Below are 23318 nucleotides of genomic sequence, written 5' to 3'. Positions count from 1 at the left end.
CGCCCGTCACTCATCACTTCTCAGAACCAACGCGCCTAATCACCAATGGTTACTGCATTGCATATGTTTATAAGCCCTAATTCGCATTGATAAGGCTGTACTGAGGATATGGGCTGGACCGAGCTGTTGCAGGGCCTGGTTAAGGAGGGCGTATCCTCAAATCATAGGAGGCTCGTGGTATTCGTGGGTACTGACGAAGAAAGGCTGGCTAAGTACGCGGCAGACGCCCTCAGAATATTCTCATCAATTGTTAAGGAGCCGCACGGACTATACATGTATCAACCTGAGTACCCAGATGCACAGAGGAGGATGGGTAAGTTTAAGGAATTCATTGAGGGTATCGCCGCAAGTATTGACTATAGGCCTTATAAGGATACGGATAAGCTCCTCGGCATTACCGTAGACTTCGCAGTCCTAGACCTGATGAATGATTTAAAGCCGAATGACGTGGGTAGGATGGGAGGTATTGTTAGGGGTGGCGGTATCTACATATTCATGGTACCACCACTGAATGAATGGATTAAACAACTAACGAAGTTCCAGCAAAGCCTGTTAGTCCCTCAATATAGGCCTGAGGATGTTAGGCATTTCCTGAAGATTAGGTTTTGGAATAAGTTAATGAGCATGGATAAGGCGTTAATAATTAATGTCGATAGTGGCGAGATAATAAAGGAACCGGTCATTGGCGACTCTCAGCCGTGGAAGCAAAGGGAGTTAGTAATGCCTGAGAGAATCAGGTTTTCAAAGGCCATATATGAGCTGGCCAAGACCCAGGACCAGGTCGAGGCCCTTAGGGCAATGGAAATACTGCTGGAGAGACCTCCAAGGGGTAGGAAGGTGAATGTTGTGTTAATAGCGGATAGGGGCAGGGGTAAGTCTGCAATCATTGGCTTGGCATTGGCGGCTCTTGCCCATAGGCTTAGGAAGGCTAAGGGTAGGGCTAGGTTTGCCGTAACCGCGATGAACCCGAGCAATGTCTCAACGCTGATGGAGTTCGTGATAAAGGGCCTTAAGGCGCTGAATTATGATGTAGACGTGAGTTATTGGGGTGGTGATGTTGTTTCGGTTAAGGTTGGTATTTCCATCTTCATAGACTATGTAAGGCCCTACGACATGCTTAGCGAGGAGGGTAGGGACATAGTGGTCGTTGATGAGGCTGCGATGATACCGCTCCCCGTACTATATGGAATACACGAGAGGTTTAACAGGGTTATATATGCATCGACAATACATGGTTATGAGGGTGCAGGTAGGGGCTTTAGCCTTAGGTTCCTTAAGTATTTACGTGAGGATAAGAATACGAAGGTCATTGAGTACGAGCTTAAGGAACCAATTAGGTATGCGCCTAATGATCCGGTGGAACAATGGTTATTTGACACCTTGTTACTTGATGCCGAACCTGCGAAAATAACTGATGAGGATTATGAATTAATAAGTAAGCGAGAATTCAATTACCTAATACCCAATCTTAAGGAGTTCTTCCTATCAAGTGAGGATAGGCTTAGGCAATTCTTCGGTATTTATGTCCAGGCCCATTATAGGAATGAACCCGACGACTTGGGCATGATGATGGATGCGCCTCACCACTTCATAAGGGCCTTAACGCTTAGTAATGGGAAGATCGTAGTGTCTGTGGAGTTGGCTGAGGAGGGTGGCATAAGTGATGACTTAATTGACATGGTTGTGAGGGGGTTGAAATTGCCTGGGAACATAATACCGGATAGGTTAATTAAGTATTGGGGGCTTACGGACTTCGCCAAGTTAAGGGGTTGGAGGATCATTAGGATTGCGACACATCCAGAGCTTCAGGACAGGGGTCTTGGTACTGAGATGCTTAGGAGGATTGAGGAGGAGGCCAGGGAAAGGGGTATTGACTGGGTTGGTGTTGGTTTCGGCGTTAATGCTAAGTTACTGAATTTCTGGATTAAGAGTGGTTACATGCCGGTCCACATAAGCCCTGAGAGAAATCCAATAAGTGGTGAGTATAGTGTATTACTTGTTAAGCCGATAAGTGAGAAGGCCAGGGATGCGGCCATTTATGCGAATAAGGAGTTTAGGCTGAGACTACTTAATTCGTTGCAAGGCCCATTCCATGACATGGAGCCAGACGTTGTTAGGATGTTATTAACTGATTGGGATCAAGCCCTCGATCCTGAGTATAGTCCTAGACTCACGGAGGCTCAGGTTAGGCGTTTAATTGCCTATTCATGGGGCCCAATGACGTATGAAAACACTGCTGATGCAATAACTGAGCTTGTCAAGACATATTACCTGAGGAGGGGTCTTGACAGCATTGCCTTACCTCAATTCTATGAGGAGGCATTGATTTGCAAGGTTCTGCAGGCAAGGCCTTGGAGGGAGGCGGCCAAGGTCCTTGGTGTTAGGAAATCGACACTTATGCTAATGCTTAGAGAGGTAATTAAAATCCTCATTCAATACTATGTAAAGTATGTCGAAATACCAGAATTTATGATTAGTGTTACGAAATCGCAAAAAAGAAGCAAGTAGTTCTAGAAGGTTAACTTTAAAATTAGTTAATAGTCCATTAGCTGCATGGCTAAGAATGGCAAGAAAAGAATCGTGATTGAGGTTGATGAGCAGCAATATAAAGAACTGAAAAAACTCAAGCAGATATATCATTCAAAGAGTTGGGCTGACCTGCTTATTAAGTGTTTAGATAATTCATTGATTATGGCGGAAATAATGGCTATACATAATGATATTAGGGATATAAACAGGGCTATAAGTGAGATCTCCAGGTTGATTAGAGAGGAGAGGATTTAATGCCGTCTCTAAATAGGGGCATACCATCACTTTCACAAGTAAAGAATAAATATAGCCTAATTAATAAGAATCTGAATGTTAGTGCTATTATTTAGCACGGTTGAGGATGCAATAAACAAATTGAATATAATCAAAGAACAATTATCAACCTTAAGGGAACGTTATGGTGTAATTAGGGAGAAACTGAAAATAAATGCTGACGTGGAGGAGAAACTCATGAAACTTGGTTTTCAGCCGTCTCATCAAGTAATAACTGTGCAGGCCATACCACATGCATTAAACATACATATTGCGCCTCACTCAACATGGCTATTGAATAAATTGAACGCGATAAATGACAATATTAATTATGTAATAGGTCAGATTGAGAAGGTGAGTAAGTACTTAAGTGAAATTAAGGATAGAAACGCATCCGTAATGGTTATGATAGATTATGCCAATAAGAAAACGAGGCTGGTGATAATGCCATGAGCGCAAACCTTGACATGAGCATTGATGTGAAGGAATTACATAGGAGAGTTCTTGAGAATAAGAAAAGGGTCTCTGAGTATGTGAAGAACCTATACGAAATTTACAAGAAGATAATCAGTGAAAACAACTTACCCGATAAAAGTGAGAGAATTGTTATTGATATACCTAACTCAATATCGATAATCCTATATAGAGAACCATCAAAGGAGGCCTATAGGGAATTGTTTTTAAAGGCTGTTCAATTTCTTAAGTTAGAATACGCAATTTATGAGGCTCTCGAGGCTAGGTTAAGTAAGCTTAAGGATTATGGTTTTAAAGCCATGGTTAGGTACTTTAGTGATGTACCATCACTGGTGGTGATTGACCTTGATAGTACTAAGAAGTGATAGATTAAGGGATATAGCTCTGGATCTTGGTAATAAACTTAATGAAATAATGCAGGTCATTAATGAAATACATGCTTACAATCCCGATAATGAGTCCGTGAATAAACTAATCAGGGAATTAAGAAGTAGGTCCTCAGCCACATACATTAAGGGCGGTATGAACGTAACGACTAAGGCTGATGATATTGAGGTAATATACGTACTAACGGCCAGTGGTTATAAGGAGGCGATTAAGGATGCAATTAATTACTATACAAATGTACTCATGTCCATTAAGCAGGCTATGGAATTCACAGAGAAGCTCGGCATGAGCGATGAGTATGTAATTATAATAGATAATACGTCAATAGATGTGGTAGTAGGTTATTCATTACCTGATGTATCGGATACATCAATACTGCACTTGCCTAATATTAGGGAATCAACTGAGGTACCAAGTATCTTAAGCGGTATTTCTGGTTTAACAGCTGATGAATTGGCTAAGATAATGATTATGATTGATGAGGCAATCTCAGCAATTAACAATAACTCAAGGAATTTCGAAACAACCGTTAGATTAAGCGATATAAATTATCCGGAGCAATTTAAGAAGATTGAGGAAGTTATTGGTGGTTCTTCATGATTATTGAGATTAAGAGATTCAGATCATTGAACGAATTAATTCAGACATTGAAAGGCGAATTGGGTAATTCGTATAGGTTCATGTACATGCTTAAGCAGAATTGGAATGAGATACTTGGTTCTGAGAATAATACGGCATTGGCAAGCGAGATCTCGGAGAACATTAGGTTTGTCGATGGCTCCTTAGAGGTATTTTCTCTAAGGATTGTTTATAAGCCAGGTACTAATACGAAGAGTAATGTGATTAATGATGTAGCTGGTTACATACAGAGGAGGTCTGCGATTATAAAGTCTGTAATTGATAGATTAGAGGCACTTAATATTGATAAGAATCGCCCAATAATTGCACTACTTGTTGATTCAATACCCGCAATGATCATCGTACAGAATGAGGAAGGTGCCTAGCTGCCCTTATTAATTGTTATGAACTTCCTGGGTATCCCATCAACATAGAGAACCAGTATCTGCGAATTAACCATATATTGAGAAATCCCCTTATCATGTATTAACTTCTCAAGTATTCCATTAAATTCATCGACGTAACCGCTCATTAATTGCGCGGTGGTCATTAACTCACCAGCCAATTCCTCAGGCCTAACATAAATTACCAATCTATCCTCATCACTCTTAGACCTTGATCTCCTCTGTTTCTTAAAGGCTGACTCCTCCCTCAGTGTTAAGCCAAGTGATAGGGCCTTATTTTCATACTGCCTAATCCTTGATAGAAATAACGCCTCCTTATTAATGGCTTCAACACTTTCCCTAATATCTATAAACCTCCTAGAAATACTTATTATAGCATCCGTCCAGCCATCATAATACTCAACCCAACTGCCTAATGCCTCATTAATTGATATACCAAGTTTCAATGTATTAATTGACTCATTAATGAACCTATCTAAATCCTCAGGCTTAACCTCAGGCCTTTTCTCAACTTTCTGCTTACCCCGAGTCCTCACCTTCTTAACCTTCCTTCTTTGGTCCTGCCTTAACCCAAACAGTGAACGTACATCGATATTCATGTATTTACTCATTAATATTGATATTCCATAACCCATTGCTAAACCTATTATTGGTAATATGATATATTTAATACTAAGGTATTGATTAATTACTAAATTAGGTAATATGTAAGGTATTAGCATTAATATTATGTAAATGCCAAGCAATGGTAGAATAACGGTTAAAGGCGGCCTAATAAGGCCTAGTATTATCATTCCAATCATTATCACTATTATTAATATCGGTATCATGGGTATCATGAATATCATGAAAAGTCACCCAAGGTTAGTGGTTGTGATAGTAATACTCTATTTGGTATTCCATTATTGAACTCCAATAATACTATGCCCGTGAAATTACTATCATTGAATTCCTCCTTTATCTCCTCAAGTAGTTGATTAATATGTTCAATCCTACTATTAAGTTCATTCATAATCCCTTTCATTATTTCTGATATCCTATCTCTCCTCATGCTAATATTACCATTACTCCCTATCTCTATTATATCCACGAGGGAGTCCCTCTTCGCTTCATCATCCAGTATCTTCTTGGCTATTAGTAATTTATTCAATTCTTCATTTAAATACTTAACCAGGGAATTTAAATCTTTAAACCTGAGTAATACTTTCAACATCGCTCACCTTTCCAAAGACCTGGTTGAGTATCTTATCTGGGTTTGTATAGTATGTCTGTACATACGTTGAGACATCCTCGAAATTAAATATTCCATTCTCCACCATCCAACTAACTATCTTCGCCCTAGTATCTATTTCCCTGAGGATCTCATCAACGTCCTTACCAGTCATATCGCTAATTTGCCTAACTAAAATACTCTTTTCAACGTATGAATCATGCGTATCGGTCCTTGGATTCCACCTAAATACCGTATTGAACCTAATCTTGTCACCATCCATATAGACCTCACCAACCTCAGTGACCCTCCTCGTCAACCTACCACCAATCTTAACCCTCTTAATCATGACGAATATGTTCATGGCAGGTATGTAAGCCGGTGGTATATTCATTGGTGGGCTCATGAGCCTATTAACAGCCGCCTCAAAGGACTCTGCGTGCATTGTCGATATACCACTATGGCCTGTGTTCACGGCTTGGAACAATACGTAGGCCTCCTCACCTCTGATCTCACCGACGATTAAGTAATCAGGTCTCATCCTAAGCGTTGCCTTAACCAGGTCAAATAGCGTGATCTCATTTATCTTCTCAGCACCATAGCTCTGCCTCGTAACAAGCCTAACCCAATTCTTGTGCGGTAGGTTTATCTCTGGGACCTCCTCAACGGTTATTATCTTCATGTGGGGCCTAATGAATGTGGCCATGGCATTGAGGAAGCTCGTTTTACCAGCGCCTGTGACGCCAAGCACTAGGAATGACCTACCATTATCAAGCATCACCCAGAAGTAACCAGCGATTTCTGCGCTGATATTTCCAAATCTAACTAATTCTGTAAATGTTAGTGGATTCTTTCTGAACTTCCTTATCGTGAACGTGGAACCACCTGGTGAAACCTCCCTCCTATACGTAACGGCTATCCTTGAACCATCAGGTAATTGGGCATCAACTATTGGCGTTGCCACCGATACGTGCCTACCAGACATGTGTATTAACTTAACGACTAAGTCATCAAGAGCCTGGTCGGTCATTGGCACAATGTTTGTTGGTATGGACTCATACTTCCTATGAAATACGTAGACAGGCTTGCCAACGCCGTCACATGATATATCCTCAATATTCTCATCCCTCATTAAGGCATCTATTGGGCCATAACCAAGCAAGTCCCTCTCCATGTAGTATAGGAATTTAGCGAAGGACGATGGAGACACGTTTCTAAAGAGTCTTCTATATCTACCAACAATCTTCTTTAGTTCATTGAGCAGGTAATTCTTCACATCACCCATCTTCGTCAATTCCTCGGGTGGTGGTAGCTCGAGCATTACAATCCTCACCAATTCCTTATACACTTGTTGCTCGACTGGGTCAAGCGTTATTTCCTCGAGGTAATACATGATATCCCCAGTCTTTTCATCCTGGACTATTGTTGCGTATGCAAATGGTTCATATAATGGATATCTCTCCAGCTCCTTAAGTTGACCGACAGGCTTTATTAACTGAAAGTCTAAGCTCATTCAATTTGTTAAAGAATAAACCCCCTAAAATACTTTCTGCTTCATGATTTCAGTAACTCATAGCGGTGAGAAACTTATATATAATTGCAATACAGCATTAAATGAATATGATGACTAATAAATGGATAACATATGCACTAACTCTAGCGATTATATTGATATTAATCTCATCTATTACTTACGCAAACACAATTTATGGCCCGGCACCCACACCCGTAGTCTACGCGAAGTACGTAATAACAATGAACTTGACAGACTCGAGACCAACGGTACAATTTTTAAGTAGCATAGTTAATGAATACCCATTAACCTATCATGAGGACTCATTAATTGATAATGTAACGCCTGTCTGGGTGGCAACGGCAGATAAGGAATTCACATTGTACATAATCAATGCCTCAGAAACCACGGCGCAGCAGTGGGTTTTACTTAATGCAACGGCAATAACTAATGCTACGGGTGGCATTACGTGGGTATTAAAGGTTCCATTGTACCTGCTTTATCCGCAGCCTGTATATGCTAATTGGTATGTATTAATAACCGAGGATTTAAATGGTGAAGAGTACGTAGTTTTCGCATTCAAAACAAGCAATGAAAGCCTCACACAAGTGTTAGGTGGGCTAAGCACCGTCGGTGGTTACTTAATCGCCCTTAATGGAGAGCCGTATTACCTATGGAATTACTACTACGGTTATAATCCAGCCACGAAGGGCGTTGGTGAGTATTATGAAGTTAGCTTACCTGGGCTAAGCGTATTCACAATGTGGGTTGGACAAGGCATTAACGCAAGCTCATGGCCTAGTTCAGGCTTCCAGGAGGTACTTCAGGTCCTTAGTTATTCATTTAGCGAGTACGTTAATTCATCATTAATAACTCACTTAACCCTTAGCCCTAACATGACCATCGGCGAAATCACAAATTATGGATACGCAATATACCAAAGACCGAGGCTAGTACCCTTTGGACCCGTGATTTACATATCACCAATACTCCTGATGCCGAACGGCACTATAGTAAATCCATCCTGCATACCAAATACCTACTACCTACTTCAGGTCAATTACATAACGCAGAGTGGTTATTCAATACCTGTTTATGAAACCGAGAACTACCCAATGGGGCTATACCTACTTAACGGCTCATTACTGTTTGGAGGCTATTTGCAGGCATATGACTTCTTTAATGGGTCGGTGATACCCATAACCCCAGTACAGTACCTAGTACCTACGTATCAATCACAGGTCAGTGCGGTTTCATGGTGTACATTACAGGTATTTAATTATGAGGATAGCCAGGTAGCTTCAGGTAATGTAAGTGCTGGAATTGTTGCCATAGGCATTAATGGATCAACCGCTGGTGTAAGTACGCAGTACGTAACTAATAGGCTTACTGAATCATTATTCTCAATAGGTATAGGTAGAGTTATTATGGAGTTGAGATTAAGGTGATTCCTGAGAATAATCGTATTACTAATTATTAAAAATCATCGCTTAATCGGTTATTCTTAATGCCTTAATACCAAGTCTTTGCTCAACACTACTTAAAGCCTTTATTAATACTGTTGTTGGGTCGATCCTCGCCTTAATACTCAGGGCAGCCGCCATTGCGTGACCGCCACCCTCACCATTAAAGTACTTAGCTAAATCATTAAAGACCTCGGCAAGCGATAACTTCTCAGCAATCCTCCTACTACCCCTGCCAAATAATCTCATTTCCCCATCATGCTCTGAAACCACCAATGCAACGTCACAACCCGACTTAATCAGCGTATCAGCGAGTGATGATTCATAAGCATTTACATTACTTAGGCAGATTATATAATCACCAGCCCTATAAGCCCTCATTCGAAGCAAGCCCTTAACCTTAGCCATCCTCTCGGAAAACGTTACCTCCTCAATCATCGCATTAACTATCTCCCTATAATCCCTACCAGCCAGCCTAAGCAGCCACGCCAGCACCTCAAAGGTCTCAGGCCTAGCCCTACTCAACCTACCACTATCACTCAGTACACCACCAATGAGGAGGGTTGCGATCTCGGTACTAGGTTCAATTTCAAATTCCCTAAATACCCGGGCTATAATCTCGGAACAGCTTGTGGCGTTCGGGTCCACGAGGGATACCGTAGGAACCACATTACGCACCTCATGATGATCCACAACCACCACAGGCCTATCACCAATTATGTTTCTAAACTCATTCAACTGAGCATACGTACTAACATCGACCAGGAATATTAAGTCCGCTTCATCGCAATTATTTAGGCCCTGGTAATTTATGCCAAGTCTGGTAATGAACGTTTTAACCTCGTAGGAAGGGCCCTCAGGGATTACCAGGGCGGCATTGAGACCAAGCTTATTAATCAATTCCTTAGTGGCCACACCACATGCGTATGCGTCTAGGTCTGCATGCCTATGTGTCATTACGCAGACTCTTTGTGTATTCCTCAGCAATTCTTTCAATTTCTCCAGTTGATAAGCCAACCAATTCACCCCTCCTGAACTTATCCATTAAGTAATCCGCTATTTTAAACCCAAACTCAACAGCATCATTAATTATATCATCAAGACCCTTTAATAATGGATTCGTCATTACATCAATGCTAATCTCGAGGGTATAATTATTCATGTCCGTAAATCCCACATTAATAACTATATCCTCAAGAAGCTTCTCAGGGAGTTTACGCATTAGGTATTTGTAAACCTCCTCAGCAACCACATTAACTATCTCATTAAGCACCTCATTACTGCTACTCATTACTCTTAACCACCACCCTTAGCGACTCCGCCAGCACCCTGCAACTTAGCCAATGCCTCATTTATCTGTGTTCTCAAGTCCTCGATCTGCTTCATCAACATACTCTCCTGCCTTGATAAAGTCTTTATGTGAAGTTCAAGTAGCTCCTTCCTATCCTTAAGTTCCTGAAGCGCTTGGTCCTTAGTTACCAGGACTAGGAAGGAACCAACGATCTTATAGACCTTACTTTCAGCAGGTATCTTCTCAATCTCTGAAATAGCTCTCTCAACTTCCTTAAGCTCACTCTCGAACTGCTGCTTCCTAACCCTAACACTATTTAACTGATCCTGCAGTGCCTGGAGTTTCTCCAGGTCTGACTGTAATGATGGTGGTAATGAACTCATTAAAGCGCCATTGAACTAAGCCTTAATAAATATTAATCCGCATGTTGGTTATAGGCAGTATCACGCATATACATGGAGGAAATATGGTATTATCTAAGCTCCTCAACCTTAAATATTAGGTACAGCGACTTCATAACGCCACTAACCAGGCTTCTCAGACTTGTTAAGTCCTTGGCACAAACAGTTATCACTACACCATTATCACTCACATCAACGCTCACAAACCCCCTCCCAAACCGCATCTCCTTCTCAAGAGTCTTGAATGATTTAACTATCAATTCCCTATCAACACCCTCCAGGGAAAACACAGCCTTAAATTCGCAGTCACCCAATTCGAATCACCCTAGGCTTAACGTAAATAACATCACTAATCTTCATAAATGGACCATAAGGACCCAAATCCCTACCATTCAGTATCTGCACCTCATAGGCATTTTCAACCCTATGAATTAGGAAAATAACGTCATACATACCCCTAACACTCTCAAAATCATAAACCCTCATACTTGGTAATCCAAGCTGTTCACTCAATAAATCCGTAACCTCCACATACTCACCTAAGGATACCACAACACCACTACGTGCCTTCTGCCTACCCTTAACATTAATAGGCATGTCAATTAGTAATTTAACGCCAAATATCCTTATTAAGTATGGCATCACCTCAATAACCCCCTCCTTAACCCTTAGGAAGCGTATGAAGCCTGGATTTCCACCCCTGGAACCAATGTAAAGTATCCTGTCGGCCCCAAGGCTAAGGGCCTTACCCGCAATCTCAATGATTGATGACTTACCCCTATTAACCTTAACGGCATTGGGTATTACCAACTCCAACTCATTGAGGAACTGCCTCATTCTAATACTTGCGTCTCTTGACGAAGTCAGTACTATCAAGCCCATTATGGCACTACTCACTTTGTGCCTTGCTTTGCCGCAGCCTCCGTTGCTAGTGTTTTACCCATTATTGTCTGCGGAACCCAGGCACCACCGGCGAAGGTGTAACCGCACTTGGGGCACCTCCAAATTCCAAAGGCTATCCTCTCCATTTTAACCAATGACTTACACCTTGGGCACCTATGCTTACTTCTCTGCTTAACCTCGATCTGTAAAACCTTCCTCCTAACGCCCATGCCATACCTAGCGCCATACCTACCTGTGGGCCCTACAATCTTTGTATGGCTAAATGGCATCAAGGACCATAGCATTTAACCAAATAAAAGCATTTCTACTAACGGTATTTGTAAATCATTAAATAATGACGCCGCCCTGCCCCCTGGGCACACTTGGTAATGGCTGTAGCTCAACGTCGGAGTTCATAAACACCCTAAAGACGAGGAGTATCTTCTCCCTATCCCTACTCATCTCATCCTTACCCTTATACATCTTCAATATAGTTCCCCCTGAGTCCAGCACAACACCTATGAAGTTTACACCACTTACCTTATTTATCAAGTCCTTAGACGTCCTAATCCTTATTAACGGCATAAGGGGTGAGTAATGTATTGATATTTCAGCCTCGCCATCCGCGGACTTTACGAATATTGGTATCTCAGGCTTAACGCTTTGGGCTAAGGCTGGGGGTATTGAAGCCATTAATCCTATTAAGTTATTTAGCATTAGCCTTAGGTAGTCAAGGGCATCATCAGCATTTGGTATTGAGAGCCTAATCTCCGAAACAAGGCCCACCCTGACTATTTCAGAGATCATCCTGTCAGTAATACTTCAGGTTTTTATTAGTATTTCCGTTCACTCGGACAGAATATGGAACTAAAAATTTAATAAGGTAATTGCTTTATAAACCAGAGTTCGTCTATGCATAGACTTAATGTAACCATAGAGTTCAAGAACGGTAACGAGAGAGATATAGAAATCGCTGTTAGCGACTTAGTGATCTTTGTCTGGTCTGGGAGGACTACCGACATCATTAAGAAGGAGGTTGAGGAACTGAGCAGGATAGGCATTAGTGGTCCTAAGAACATACCCGAAATATACATACTACAGCCATACCTAGTAACCACAAGTAACTACATTAGGAAGGTAAGTGACCTACACAGCGGTGAGGTTGAGTACGTATTACTAATTAAGAATGAGGATGAGATCTACGTAACCGTCGGCAGCGACCACACAGACAGGGAAGCCGAGAGGTGCAGTTTACTTGCCGGTAAGCACATGTACCCGAAGATCGTCGCCAGAAGAGCTTGGCCACTTAAGGAGATTGAGGATCATTGGGATGACCTAGTACTGAGGAGTTGGATTCTTGAGGATGATAAGAAGACCCTTTATCAGGAGGGTACCATGAAGTTCCTACTAACGCCGGAAAAACTCGTTGATTTAATACGCGAGGTGGTGCCTGATTTAAAGAATGTCGTTGTCTTTTCGGGCACAATACCGACAATAAAAGGTCAAATAAAGCCCAGTGGTTATTTCGAGATCGAGTTATACGACCCAGTACTTAATAGGTCCATTGACCATTATTACTGGATTGAATGATAATTACTAAGTGATGATGCTTGCAAGGTCTGAACCATGATGTACTGGGCTAAGCTGAGACCGAAAGAATACGACATGAAACTAGGGTACCCATAGTAATTTATTAGAATATAGAGTGATATCAATAGCTTAGGGCTATTCAACGTATACCGTATATAGTCAAGCCATCTATTTCAATTTCTCATAATTAATACTTGCCGGTAAATCTATGGTTGATAATACGCCATAACTATCACAGCCATGAAGCATGTTCTTATTTAACTCATTAACTATGGCATTTAAATCATCGAATTCATATACGAATATTGATACGGAGAAATTATTGGCTATCACTGAATTTAATTCTCTAATATATTTATTGAAGTCGAGCTCCCTGCACTTATAAACGAGAACCCTCAGGGCACCACCAAAGCCGACCCTCCTAATAGCCGCATTCATGACCCCCTTAAACCTATCTAACGTATCATTGCACACATCCACAACCAGCGTTAAACAATTCTTCTGAACCTTTCTCACGGTAATTCCATAGGGACGATAAGCATTAATAAATGTAATCCCTAACGTGTACCCTCAATAATCTGTTCCGTAACCTCCCTTGCCAATTCATCATATATGGCTTTAAACACGCCACCACTCGCCACTTTAAAGCTATTGAGAACAACCCACGCGTTGACCAAAGCCCTATATTCAAAGCTCGTTACAATCTCATTAAACTGATCAATCATGGGAAAGCCCGTAGCCTTAAGGAACGCGTACAACCTCATTAAATCGTCGCTCGTGGCCTCCTTACCTCCGAAGTTTATGGCCCTACCACTGACGTGCCTTTCACCACCGCCTGGCATGACAACCTTTCCATAGGCTGCCTTAACCCTCCAGGTACTTGTGTCTGTGCTATCAATGTTTATGAGCTTGAGTATTGGATTTATTACTGGGGATCCAAGACCAAGTACGTGAATGCACGTGTTAGTTTCTCGCTTGATATTTAGTAAGAACCTCAGTGCCGATCTTCGTGAATCCTTAGGTACACCTCTACTTATTAATACGTAAGGCACTAAGCCACCTATTGCGATGCAGTCTGGGTTAAAATCCAGGTACTTAATCACGTACTTAGTAATAATGTTAGTTCTCCAGTGGTAATGAATTACTGGTAAGACATTATCAAATTTCTTAGCCAAGTACTCGTAATTATGGAGTGATCCCCTTAATTTCAGTTCTAAATTATGCTCATCGTCAGTGGGGCTTGGTGGGTAGTCAAGGTTCAGGAAGTACCTGATATCCCAATACTGATCATAAACCCTGGCTAAATCCTCAATGTCAGGTATTTTGCCATACCTTAGAAATTGAAAACCACCACTATCCATCCAAACCTCACCATCGTACTGAAGCACATTCTTTATAACATGACCTCCCTTACTAATTCTGCTCCTCATAATGTCAAAGGCATTAACCATTATGGCTGGTACGCGGAAGTAAAGCCAAGGCTTAGGCCTCGAGTTCACCGGCGTACCAAGGATTATACGCACAGTAATCGTTCACGAGAGTACAATAAAAGTTTTACCTGACCCTATTATACTCAAATTATACTTAAATTACACCCTAGTGATATTACCCCTCGGTATAAGCGCTGGCGTCACACCCCCATGCTCCGTCAATCTATCCCTAACCTTAACAGGTAATGGCATTGGAACAGCCAACCCTGTCACTAAGGCATCATCCTCATTAAGAACCCTCACCTCCCATAAATCCTCATCAGATATGAACTCAACCACATTCCTCACATACCTAAGATCGACCGGGTTTATTATCCTCTTAAAGACCTGGGTTAAGCATTGACTCAAAACGTCTGGGTGCACCTTGGACGGTCTTTGGCTAATTATGCATAGCCCAACACCGAATTTACGGCCTTCCCTGGCAATCTTTATTAGTGCTGACGTACTTAATGATGAACCAACCGATGGCGCATAATTATGAGCCTCCTCAACAACTATGAAGACCAGCCTATCCCTCCTCATTGAGGATATCCTGAATATATTATTTAGTATCAGTGCAACAAGTGCCTGTTGATCTACTAAGTCTAAGCCGCTAAGATCCAGTACGTGGATTCCATACTCCATTAGATCCTTAATGTCCAGGAGCCTTATCGGTTCATTACCGTAAAACTCACCAGGCCTTGTTATGAAAAACGGCCTGTTCTCAATGAGCATCTTAACCTTAGTCAATAACGTGGATAGGGCTAGCTCGTTACCATAGCCCTTAACAACCCTACCACCGCTCTTCTCCAGGTCATTGAGGAACTCGTCTAGGCCCGTTAATTCGTTATCCATACCCATGTATTGCCAGGCCTCCTCAAGAATCCTCCTCTGGGCGTCAGTAAGTCCGTAATAATGGTCGAGTAGTCCCTCCATGAGTCTCAGTGATAATGACCTTGGGTTGATGCCAAACCTCACATACTTCCTCTTAACACTGAACCGAGCCTTGAAGTAATCATCTAAGCTCGTGGTATCGACCTTGCCGGGTACGTATACCTTAACTAGACTAGCCACATACTTAGCATCATCAACTGAGGATTTAGGAACCTGCATTGCTGAGTATTCGCCGTGGGGATCAATGATTATTATCGGTATTTCTGCCCTCAATACTAATTCTTCAACAATAACACCGGCGAGCCAGGACTTACCACCACCTGTGGCAGCCAGTATTGCACAGTGATGAGACACTAACTTATTGGCGTCTAGCTCAGCAGGTATTGATAGTGACCTAACACTACCAATGACAAGCCTAACACCACCATTATCGAGCCTAAGTAACTTACTCAATTCACCCTCTGTTGGTAGGTATACGAAGTCCATGGGCTTTGGAGGCTTAAGCGGTTTAGAGAATCGTGTACCGACTCTGTAACCGATGATTGATGCCCTGGCCAGCGTTGATTGGGCAATATATTGAATGTCTATCCCATAGTCCCTGAAGGTGTTTATAACGTCCTCACTTCCCAGCTGGGCGATGACCCTATCATCCACCAGGTAATTATGCCTAATAACCCTAGTCACCCTTGCAAGTATTGGGCCATTGACCCTACTTTCATAATTGTCCAGGGTTACGAATGTACCAACGTTTATCCTATCCTCAACATTATCAAATACCCTAAACCAGAATGCCCTGGGGCTCTGCGCCTTAATCACAACACCAACCTTCACATCATTAATGGGTATTGCCTAGGCTTTATTGTTATTAAATAAAATAAGGGGTTGCATAACTCATGTTAAATTAATTGAACAGGGATTCACTAATTACTTAACGTGGATTTTGAAATAAAGTTTTTAATGCAATAATTAATCAATGTCAAATGTGGCAATTAAGGACTACGTACTATTAATGAAGCCGAGAGTCATTTGGCTACTCGTACTCGCCGCAGTGGCTGGTTACGTATTTGCCGCGTCACCGAGGGTCAACATAGCTTACGTAGTTGAGCTAACACTCGTTGGGCTTCTAAGTACTGGCGGTTCCGCAGCATTTAATATGTACTACGAGAGAGATATTGATGCACAGATGATTAGGACTAGGAATAGGCCGATACCAGCTGGTCGGGTGAGTCCAGGTAATGCGTTGATCGAGTCCCTGGTTTTATCAATCCTTGGCTTTGCCCTATCATACCTATGGCTTGGCACTATACCCACGATCTTCGTGGTGCTCGGCTGGTTTTTATACGCAATAGTCTATACGGTTTTCCTAAAATGTAGGAGCTGGAGCAACATACTAATTGGTGGTGTGGCTGGTAATGCAGCGTTACTGACTGGGTGGACTGTGGCGAAACCACTAGATCTTGAGGCTATTTTATTATCTATGGCCATATACTTGTGGATACCCGCACACATTTGGAGCTTAGTTATTAGGGCTAAGGATGATTACTCGAGGACCTGCATCAAGATGCTACCCCTGGAGATGAGCGAGGATAGGGCCATGATCATGGTTGCATTACTTAACGTAATCTCAAACATATACATGCTATTCCTCTACATACTATTCCTCAGGAACCTCATTGGGTTGATAATACTACTCATTACAGCGGCCTGGAGCAGTTATTACAGTGTTAAGGCCATGATTAAGCCTAGCAGGGAGGTTTTCTGGCAGATGTTTAAGGCAAGCTCGCCGGTACTGACGGTATTTCTGCTAATAGGTATGGTTCTCTCGATCATTAAGTAGGAACCTAGTCAGGTCACTCCTGAACTCCCTAATGAGGTGGCTATGGACAAGCCATAAATCCCCTGTTGATAATGAGGAATTCACGTAATTAATCGCTTCGTTGATATCCGAGAACCTCTTCGTATTAATCCCCATGCCATTCCTAACAGCCTCACGGGCCTGCCAAATACCGACCGGGACCCTATACTCTGGGGTTACTTCCCTAACCGCTATCACGGATGCTTGCCTACCAATCCTATTAAGGTACTCCAGTACGCCAAGCCTAATTGCATAGAACGCACCACCCGTACTCTCCGCATACCCCTTCATGCCTCTAACCCCCTCATAATCTACGTACACCCTAGGCGAATGACTATCCCTATTCCACACTGACCCTGGCATCTTCAGCTCAATAAGCTCATACCTCCACGGACCAGGTATGAGTATTACGAAGTACCTATTCCCCATGTACTCCATTTCATGAACCTCGACTTGCCCAACCTCATTATAATCGACAACCCTGTCCCTAAGATATTCACCAATTATTGAGTCGACCGCCGTTATGGACCACCTGGTTGGAACTAACCTCCTAAACCTCCTATCACCCAACAACCCAACCGCGAAGATGCGTTGTATGCGGGATATAGGTATTGAGCCACGGTATAACTCAATCACCGCCGTCCTGGCATCCACATCATAATCATTCACTAACCTCTCAATTATGCCCTCAGCACTGACATTAGATGTTATTCTCAAATCCCTCAACTCACCAATATTACCAAGTGGTGCGTGGTAATCATCAGCCAACGCCCTAAGCACCAACTTCCTCAACCTAACCTCAACATTAACCGGATTACGCCCAATACTCAACTCCTGAATCCTATCAATTATAGAATTACTAAATGACTTAACCGAGGTCTTCGTCCTACTAAGTATTATTCTAGACCTCAGCTTGACAATATCCCACTGGGTAAAGCCACGCCTAAACCACTCCTCTGGGTTATCAAGTATCGACGCATCAATACTACCATCATTAATTAATGCACCAACATTAATGTAGGGATAATTCATAGAACCAATGAAGTTCCCAGGCGGTGATGAACCATTAAGTTCATTACTCACATTACGCCAAAACCTAAACTCCCTCCAGAATTCAGGTAGTAATTCACTAAACCTAACCACTATGAGTAACTTGGTCCTGGGATTTTAAATCAATTTTTCATAAGTTAGGAATAAATAAGAATATATATGAATAGTTTTATGTTCATAAACATTTATTTATATACTATTTAATACAATATAAAATGATGAATTTTTTAATCATAAAATAAGTGCATTAAATGCATTTATTCACTAGTTTATAAATTATAAACAAATGAGTGCACTTGGTGATAGGTAATGGCCGGTCTCTTTATGGATACGCTGGACATCTGGCTAATGACACTTGGAATAACACTAATAACTGCTGCATATGGAGTCTTCATGAACTTTGTTAGAAAACCTAGGATAGCTACTGATGGGGCTAGGGCTGAAACTGTGGAGAGGACGCAGGAAGTTACTGTTTGCTTTAATGTGAATAGGTGCTTAAGCCTATTCTTCATTAGTGTTGGTATTTACGCACTGATCACTGGTCTTTGGGCTACAATGACTTGGCCACTCCCAGGCCCATATAATATAATCTTTTCAGATGCATGGCCGATATTTGGCCTAGTATCATTAATGCTTGGCTTAGCCATGTACATAGGCGCGGACCTGAGGTACCTGGCATTACCCATAGTGTTGTTTAGCATACCAGTTATTGTTTATGGTGTTGATATTTTGGTGCATGGGTTAACCGCAGAGCCCTTATTTGCGAGTGCCATGTACATATTGCTTGGGCTTGCCATGCTCATTAGCCCAGGCGCCATGCTGCCAAGGGGTAATGTTGGTAGGTACGTGGGCGTCATCGTCATGATCCTGTTAATACTATCTGGCATCTTGGCATTCTTCATAGGCATAAGTGCCACATTTGAACACACATTAATTTGGTCTAAGTGGGCTCCTTGGTACGGCGTATCAGGCTAATGATTAATAGCAATTCTATTTCAAAATTAAATTTTAATTTTTCCCTTTTCTCATAATTAAAATCGGTGAAGAACAGGGCTGCTGCCTGATGAGTGATGATTGGGAAGAGTACTGAGTATTAAGTTATTATGCTTGCAGGTCTCATGCTTAGGTACTTGGGCATTGTGAACGGCCTCCTCGGGTAACCCTTAATCTCCTCCTCAACCCTACTAATAAGCTCATCAACGCCCATATCAATGGGCTTTTGAGTACCCCTGACCCTAACGCTTAACTTGCCGGTCTTAACCTCCCTATCACCAACCACCACGATGTAGGGAACCCAGAAGGTCTCCGCGTCCCTAACCCTTTTAGCCAACGTCTCGTCAAACCTATCATCAATGTCAACCCTAATCATCCTATCCTCGAGTTTCGAGGCAATGTCATTCGCGAAGGCCAGGTGCTCCTTACTAATTGGTATCACCCTAACCTGTACTGGCGAGACCCATGTTGGTAATCTCGGAACCTCACCTCTGGACTCCGCAATTGCTGCTGTGTCGAGAAGTGCGTATATGTACCTCTCAACGCTACCTATTATTGCTGTATGTATAATTACTGGGTACTTAACCTCACCATTCTCATCCCTATACTTAATGCCGAACCTCTGGGCATTACCAACATCGAACTGGAACGTGGCTATCTCCCTCGGCCTTCTCAACTCATCAACTATGTGAAACTCCACATTAAGAACCCAGTAGTACTTCTGCTCCGGCATTACCCTAACGAGAATTGGCTTACCCTCACGCTTAGCCAACTCGATTAAGTAGTCCCTGTGCTCATCGTAGAACTGCTTAGTGACGTTATACAGACTCACGTAATCCCTACCCAACTTCCTAATTTCCCTGAATATCACCTCGTGTAGTTTTAGGGCGACCTCCATGGCGTTCTTAAGGTCTCTCGTGAATATGTGGAGGTCTGGCATATAGAACCTCCTGAGCCTAAAGCATAGCACTGTCTCGCCGGGTTGCTCATACCTATAACTATCAGCCACCTCAAGCATTCCAATTGGTATGTCCCTATAACTCAGCACCCAATCCCTAATCATTGCAAATTGCTGGAAGCAGGCGGCATATCTCATTATTAATTCGTCCTTATCACCCTCGATCGTGTACATTCTCTCATTGAATAACCTGGCATGCTCATCAATAGCCCTCTCACCACGCCTAAACATGTTAGTACCCCTGATCTTAAACACTGGTATGCCAAGCTCATTGGCTAACCTCCATGCATAATCCTCAACGAGCTCCATCATCAGTGTGGCTGCCGGTCCATACCTCATGTGGCCCACGTCACTCATGGGCTCCCATTCAAAGCCAAATTTACGGCAGTAATCAATATACCTAGGTTCCTTGCCACCCTCAAGCTCCCTCTTCAAGACCTCCTTCTCAACCAATGCCTTTAGGTCATCCTCGCCTGGCTTAAATGGGTACTTCGTTGCATCGTACTCCTCACCACTCGGCGTTAATATTACGTAGTAGTCCCTACTAACCACTTGCTGCTGCACTGCCTGGGCACTAACCATGTTTGGGCTAAGGGATTTACTTAATTCCGATAGAGGATGTCCATAGCACTTAATGTCAAATGCCTTGTAATAACCAAAGGGCGCCCTTGACACAGGGACAGGTGACTTCTCCCTCAACCTATTGTAAACCGCTAGCAATACGCTCAATGCCTTACCTGGCTTGGCTAGGTTGGGACTTAGGTGTGCGTATGGGTAGAGAACTATTTGTGATGCCTTAACCTTATTAAGTACGTCCAGTATCTCGTCGGCCACGTAATCCACGTAATTAGGGTCCTCAGTATCGTTTTCCTCAACGCTCATGAATACCACGAGCGCATTCCTTGCGGAGCCCTTCTCAAGCTCTGGCGTTAGTGGTTCTGGGTTTTCAACAGCCTTATCCCTAACCTGGTATGAGAAATCCTCTGCATGTATGAATAATAATCTCATCAATCTACGGCAAAAATAACTAATATTAATTTATTTAGGTGATTAAGCAATGATCATCTCCACCTCACCCTAGGCTTAAACAAGGCCTCAATCTTCCTAATCCTGTCAGCGTATGGCTTAAGGTCCTTGAGTATTGTGACGATCTCATCCTCCATAACCCTAGTAAGCCTGTAAATACCTAACTTAGGTAGCACCTTCTTCTCAGGCTCATAGAGCAGGTCCTCCTCCGGCTCAACCCTTGGGTTTGGTAAATGCTCTATCTCTGGTTCATAACCAAGCACCTGCTTGGCCGCCTTCCTAACCAACTCGGCCATCTCATTTAGAGTCTTTATTTCCCTATAGTGATGTACCGTCCTAAACTCACCAGGCTCCGGCGGATTCTCTATCAACGCTGCTAATGCCGTTATTGTATCCTCAAGCGACGTGAACCCCTTCTTCTGTAGGCCGCTTCCGTATATAGTCAATGGATGGTTAACCACAGCCTCAGCACAGAACCTATTTATCACAGTGCCCCACACATCATCAACATCAAACCTAGTGAATAACTCCTCGGAGATTATGTCCGTGGTCCTAGTCCCATAAACCGGTCCCTGGTGAAAATCAGTTATTGTCAAGCCCCACAGTTTATTCGCGTATAGGAGCATGTATGAATCAAACACCTTACTCCAGTGGTACCAGGAACCAGCCCACCTGGGCACGACAATCCTATCCCTAACCCCCTGGATAACGGCATCAATAAAGGCATCCTCCGGTATCTTAAATGCTGGGTAGCCGTACTCACCCAGCGTGCCCATCTTAAGTATGTGGATATCCCTCCTAACCTCCCTAATGGCGTATATCACGTTTAGTGTTGATGTTAGGTTATTGATTATCGTGTACTTAGCATGCTCAACATCAATCATTGAATACGGAGCCGACCTCTGTTCAGCGAAGTGAACAATTGTGTCAGGTCTATACCTCTCAATAACCCTCCTTACTAGGTCATAATTCGTGACATCGCCCTCGATAAACTCAATCCTAGCACCAAAGATCTCCTCAACTGCCCTAATCCTATCCCGCATTGAGAGTATGGGTAATGCTGAGTCGGAGCCAACCTCATTTACGGCCTTTCTAGTGTAGAAATTATCGATGCCGATAACCTCATGACCTCTCCTGATGAGCCTTAATGCCAAGGCCCAGCCTAAATACCCATCGATACCGAGTATTAATACCCTCATTATGCGATCATTCTCGGGACTTAACTCTTTAAATTAAATGTGTTACTCAGTAATTAAGACCGTAAATTAGGCAGTGCATAACTTTAAAAGAGGGAAATATACCTCAAGAATGCAAATAGAATGCAAGGTGCATTGCCAATACACATTGGCGTTATACCAGATGGAAACAGGAGGTGGGCTAGGAAGGTTGGACTACCAATAACAGAGGCCTATAGGATTGGGTCAGATAAGGTTGAGGAGTTCTTAGATTGGTCATTAGATTTTGGCATAAAAATCGTTACTGTGTACGTTCTATCTACTGAGAACTTCCTTAGAAGATCCAAGTTGGAGTTGGATTTATTATATAGATTATTAAAGGAAAAATTGATTAAAGTTAGAAAGGATGAGAGAATTCATAGGAATAGGGTCAGGGTTAGGGTCATTGGTAGGACTTGGCTCCTGCCTGAGGATGTTCGTAGAGAGATAGCACTCACTGAGGAGGCTACGGCAAATTATTCCGATCATTACTTAAACCTGGCAGTGGTTTATGGTGGTAGGCAGGAAATAATTGATGCAATTAAGAAGATACTCGTCGATTATAATAGCGGTAAGTTAAACATCAGCGACCTAAACGAGGATACCCTGTTTAGGTATCTTTATATAGGTGATGAGCCATACCCCGAGCCTGACTTAATAATCAGGACTGGTGGGGAGCACAGAATAAGTAATTTCCTACTTTATGAAACCGCCTACTCTGAATTATACATCCTGAATAAGTATTGGCCGGAAATAACTAAGGAGGACCTTAAGCAGGCACTTGATGATTATTCAAGGAGAGAAAGGAGATTCGGCAAATAATC

At 42.5% G+C, this 23318-nt stretch carries 27 protein-coding genes; 11 read left to right on the top strand and 16 right to left on the bottom strand.

Annotation, left to right across the window (positions count from 1 at the left end; genetic code table 11):
• The first annotated feature begins 108 nt into the window (after positions 1-108).
• The 6 genes from VDIS_RS04755 (at position 109) to VDIS_RS04730 (ending at position 4667) form a co-directional block, all read left to right on the top strand.
• Positions 109-2508, top strand: coding sequence for a tRNA(Met) cytidine acetyltransferase TmcA (locus VDIS_RS04755; protein WP_013336080.1), 2400 nt, complete (start codon positions 109-111; stop codon positions 2506-2508).
• A gap of 45 nt (positions 2509-2553) precedes the next feature.
• A complete protein-coding gene (locus tag VDIS_RS04750) occupies positions 2554-2784 on the top strand; it encodes a hypothetical protein (RefSeq protein ID WP_013336079.1) in 231 nt (76 codons plus the stop codon).
• 75 nt (positions 2785-2859) lie between these two features.
• Positions 2860-3255, top strand: coding sequence for a hypothetical protein (locus VDIS_RS04745; protein WP_013336077.1), 396 nt, complete (start codon positions 2860-2862; stop codon positions 3253-3255).
• Entirely contained in the window at positions 3252-3641 is a 390-nt protein-coding gene (locus VDIS_RS04740) for a hypothetical protein (protein WP_013336076.1), read from the top strand. The genes VDIS_RS04745 and VDIS_RS04740 overlap by 4 nt, the downstream gene beginning before the upstream one ends.
• Positions 3622-4263, top strand: a complete 642-nt coding sequence (locus VDIS_RS04735; protein WP_148678225.1) for a hypothetical protein — start codon at positions 3622-3624, stop codon at positions 4261-4263. The genes VDIS_RS04740 and VDIS_RS04735 overlap by 20 nt, the downstream gene beginning before the upstream one ends.
• On the top strand, positions 4260-4667 hold the full coding sequence (locus tag VDIS_RS04730) for a hypothetical protein (protein WP_013336074.1): 408 nt from the start codon (positions 4260-4262) through the stop codon (positions 4665-4667). The genes VDIS_RS04735 and VDIS_RS04730 overlap by 4 nt, the downstream gene beginning before the upstream one ends.
• On the opposite strand, the gene VDIS_RS04725 is transcribed toward VDIS_RS04730, so the two are convergent.
• Genes VDIS_RS04725 through VDIS_RS04715 form a run of 3 tightly spaced genes read right to left on the bottom strand, consistent with a single transcriptional unit; the run spans position 4664 to position 7408 of the window.
• The gene (locus VDIS_RS04725) at positions 4664-5533 is read right to left on the bottom strand and encodes a hypothetical protein (RefSeq protein WP_013336073.1); all 870 of its coding nucleotides are present in this window, start codon (positions 5531-5533) and stop codon (positions 4664-4666) included. The genes VDIS_RS04730 and VDIS_RS04725 overlap by 4 nt on opposite strands.
• Positions 5530-5895, bottom strand: coding sequence for a hypothetical protein (locus tag VDIS_RS04720; RefSeq protein ID WP_216086141.1), 366 nt, complete (start codon positions 5893-5895; stop codon positions 5530-5532). The genes VDIS_RS04725 and VDIS_RS04720 overlap by 4 nt, the downstream gene beginning before the upstream one ends.
• Positions 5873-7408, bottom strand: a complete 1536-nt coding sequence (locus tag VDIS_RS04715; RefSeq protein WP_013336071.1) for a type II/IV secretion system ATPase subunit — start codon at positions 7406-7408, stop codon at positions 5873-5875. The genes VDIS_RS04720 and VDIS_RS04715 overlap by 23 nt, the downstream gene beginning before the upstream one ends.
• A 107-nt stretch (positions 7409-7515) precedes the next feature.
• Here VDIS_RS04715 and VDIS_RS04710 point away from each other — a divergent pair, with 107 nt between their 5' ends.
• A complete protein-coding gene (locus VDIS_RS04710) occupies positions 7516-8856 on the top strand; it encodes a hypothetical protein (protein ID WP_013336070.1) in 1341 nt (446 codons plus the stop codon).
• Between the two features lie 42 nt (positions 8857-8898).
• Here the strand turns inward: VDIS_RS04710 and VDIS_RS04705 are convergent, their stop codons facing one another.
• The 7 genes from VDIS_RS04705 to VDIS_RS04675 all read right to left on the bottom strand — a co-directional run bounded on the left by VDIS_RS04705 (position 8899) and on the right by VDIS_RS04675 (position 12252).
• Positions 8899-9888, bottom strand: a complete 990-nt coding sequence (locus tag VDIS_RS04705; protein WP_245522570.1) for a DHH family phosphoesterase — start codon at positions 9886-9888, stop codon at positions 8899-8901.
• A complete protein-coding gene (locus VDIS_RS04700) occupies positions 9818-10162 on the bottom strand; it encodes a DUF3194 domain-containing protein (RefSeq protein ID WP_013336068.1) in 345 nt (114 codons plus the stop codon). The genes VDIS_RS04705 and VDIS_RS04700 overlap by 71 nt, the downstream gene beginning before the upstream one ends.
• Positions 10163-10167: 5 nt before the next feature.
• Complete coding sequence (locus tag VDIS_RS04695; RefSeq protein ID WP_013336067.1) at positions 10168-10545, bottom strand: prefoldin subunit beta; 378 nt, start codon at positions 10543-10545, stop codon at positions 10168-10170.
• An 89-nt stretch (positions 10546-10634) separates the two neighbouring features.
• Positions 10635-10877, bottom strand: a complete 243-nt coding sequence (locus VDIS_RS04690) for a CTAG/PCC1 family protein (protein WP_013336066.1) — start codon at positions 10875-10877, stop codon at positions 10635-10637.
• Entirely contained in the window at positions 10870-11445 is a 576-nt protein-coding gene (locus tag VDIS_RS04685) for a Brix domain-containing protein (RefSeq protein WP_013336065.1), read from the bottom strand. The genes VDIS_RS04690 and VDIS_RS04685 overlap by 8 nt, the downstream gene beginning before the upstream one ends.
• 11 nt (positions 11446-11456) lie before the next feature.
• Complete coding sequence (locus VDIS_RS04680; protein WP_013336064.1) at positions 11457-11735, bottom strand: 50S ribosomal protein L37ae; 279 nt, start codon at positions 11733-11735, stop codon at positions 11457-11459.
• Between the two features lie 58 nt (positions 11736-11793).
• Complete coding sequence (locus VDIS_RS04675) at positions 11794-12252, bottom strand: hypothetical protein (RefSeq protein ID WP_013336063.1); 459 nt, start codon at positions 12250-12252, stop codon at positions 11794-11796.
• Positions 12253-12357: 105 nt separating this feature from the next.
• Between VDIS_RS04675 and VDIS_RS04670 the strand changes: the two genes are divergently transcribed.
• On the top strand, positions 12358-13035 hold the full coding sequence (locus VDIS_RS04670) for a DUF2848 family protein (protein WP_013336062.1): 678 nt from the start codon (positions 12358-12360) through the stop codon (positions 13033-13035).
• Between the two features lie 168 nt (positions 13036-13203).
• Here the strand turns inward: VDIS_RS04670 and VDIS_RS04665 are convergent, their stop codons facing one another.
• The 3 genes from VDIS_RS04665 to VDIS_RS04655 form a co-directional block, all read right to left on the bottom strand.
• The gene (locus VDIS_RS04665) at positions 13204-13551 is read right to left on the bottom strand and encodes a hypothetical protein (protein WP_013336061.1); all 348 of its coding nucleotides are present in this window, start codon (positions 13549-13551) and stop codon (positions 13204-13206) included.
• A 41-nt stretch (positions 13552-13592) separates the two neighbouring features.
• Positions 13593-14558 carry a tRNA guanosine transglycosylase family protein gene (locus VDIS_RS04660; protein ID WP_013336060.1) on the bottom strand — a complete coding sequence of 322 codons (966 nt, stop codon included), beginning with the start codon at positions 14556-14558 and terminating at the stop codon, positions 13593-13595.
• A 66-nt stretch (positions 14559-14624) separates the two neighbouring features.
• Positions 14625-16229: an ATP-binding protein gene (locus VDIS_RS04655; protein ID WP_013336059.1), complete on the bottom strand. Its 1605-nt coding sequence runs from the start codon at positions 16227-16229 to the stop codon at positions 14625-14627.
• A 157-nt stretch (positions 16230-16386) separates the two neighbouring features.
• Between VDIS_RS04655 and cyoE the strand changes: the two genes are divergently transcribed.
• Entirely contained in the window at positions 16387-17235 is an 849-nt protein-coding gene (gene cyoE / locus VDIS_RS04650; protein ID WP_148678416.1) for a heme o synthase, read from the top strand.
• On the opposite strand, the gene VDIS_RS04645 is transcribed toward cyoE, so the two are convergent.
• Complete coding sequence (locus VDIS_RS04645; protein WP_013336057.1) at positions 17203-18396, bottom strand: Nre family DNA repair protein; 1194 nt, start codon at positions 18394-18396, stop codon at positions 17203-17205. The two genes, cyoE and VDIS_RS04645, sit on opposite strands and share 33 nt — an antisense overlap.
• A gap of 216 nt (positions 18397-18612) precedes the next feature.
• On the opposite strand from VDIS_RS04645, the gene VDIS_RS04640 reads away from it, so the two are divergent.
• Entirely contained in the window at positions 18613-19278 is a 666-nt protein-coding gene (locus VDIS_RS04640) for a DUF981 family protein (protein ID WP_013336056.1), read from the top strand.
• Between the two features lie 118 nt (positions 19279-19396).
• On the opposite strand, the gene VDIS_RS04635 is transcribed toward VDIS_RS04640, so the two are convergent.
• A complete protein-coding gene (locus tag VDIS_RS04635) occupies positions 19397-21262 on the bottom strand; it encodes a threonine--tRNA ligase (RefSeq protein WP_013336055.1) in 1866 nt (621 codons plus the stop codon).
• A gap of 53 nt (positions 21263-21315) precedes the next feature.
• Positions 21316-22479: a UDP-sulfoquinovose synthase gene (gene agl3 / locus VDIS_RS04630; protein WP_013336054.1), complete on the bottom strand. Its 1164-nt coding sequence runs from the start codon at positions 22477-22479 to the stop codon at positions 21316-21318.
• A 120-nt stretch (positions 22480-22599) separates the two neighbouring features.
• Between agl3 and uppS the strand changes: the two genes are divergently transcribed.
• Positions 22600-23316 carry a polyprenyl diphosphate synthase gene (gene uppS / locus VDIS_RS04625; RefSeq protein WP_013336053.1) on the top strand — a complete coding sequence of 239 codons (717 nt, stop codon included), beginning with the start codon at positions 22600-22602 and terminating at the stop codon, positions 23314-23316.
• Positions 23317-23318: the final 2 nt, after the last annotated feature.

This window comes from Vulcanisaeta distributa DSM 14429 (assembly GCF_000148385.1).
Classification (GTDB): Archaea; Thermoproteota; Thermoprotei; order Thermoproteales; family Thermocladiaceae; genus Vulcanisaeta; species Vulcanisaeta distributa.
The sequence above is the reverse complement of the archived record's forward strand: the minus strand, read 5'-3'. Positions and strand labels throughout refer to the sequence as shown.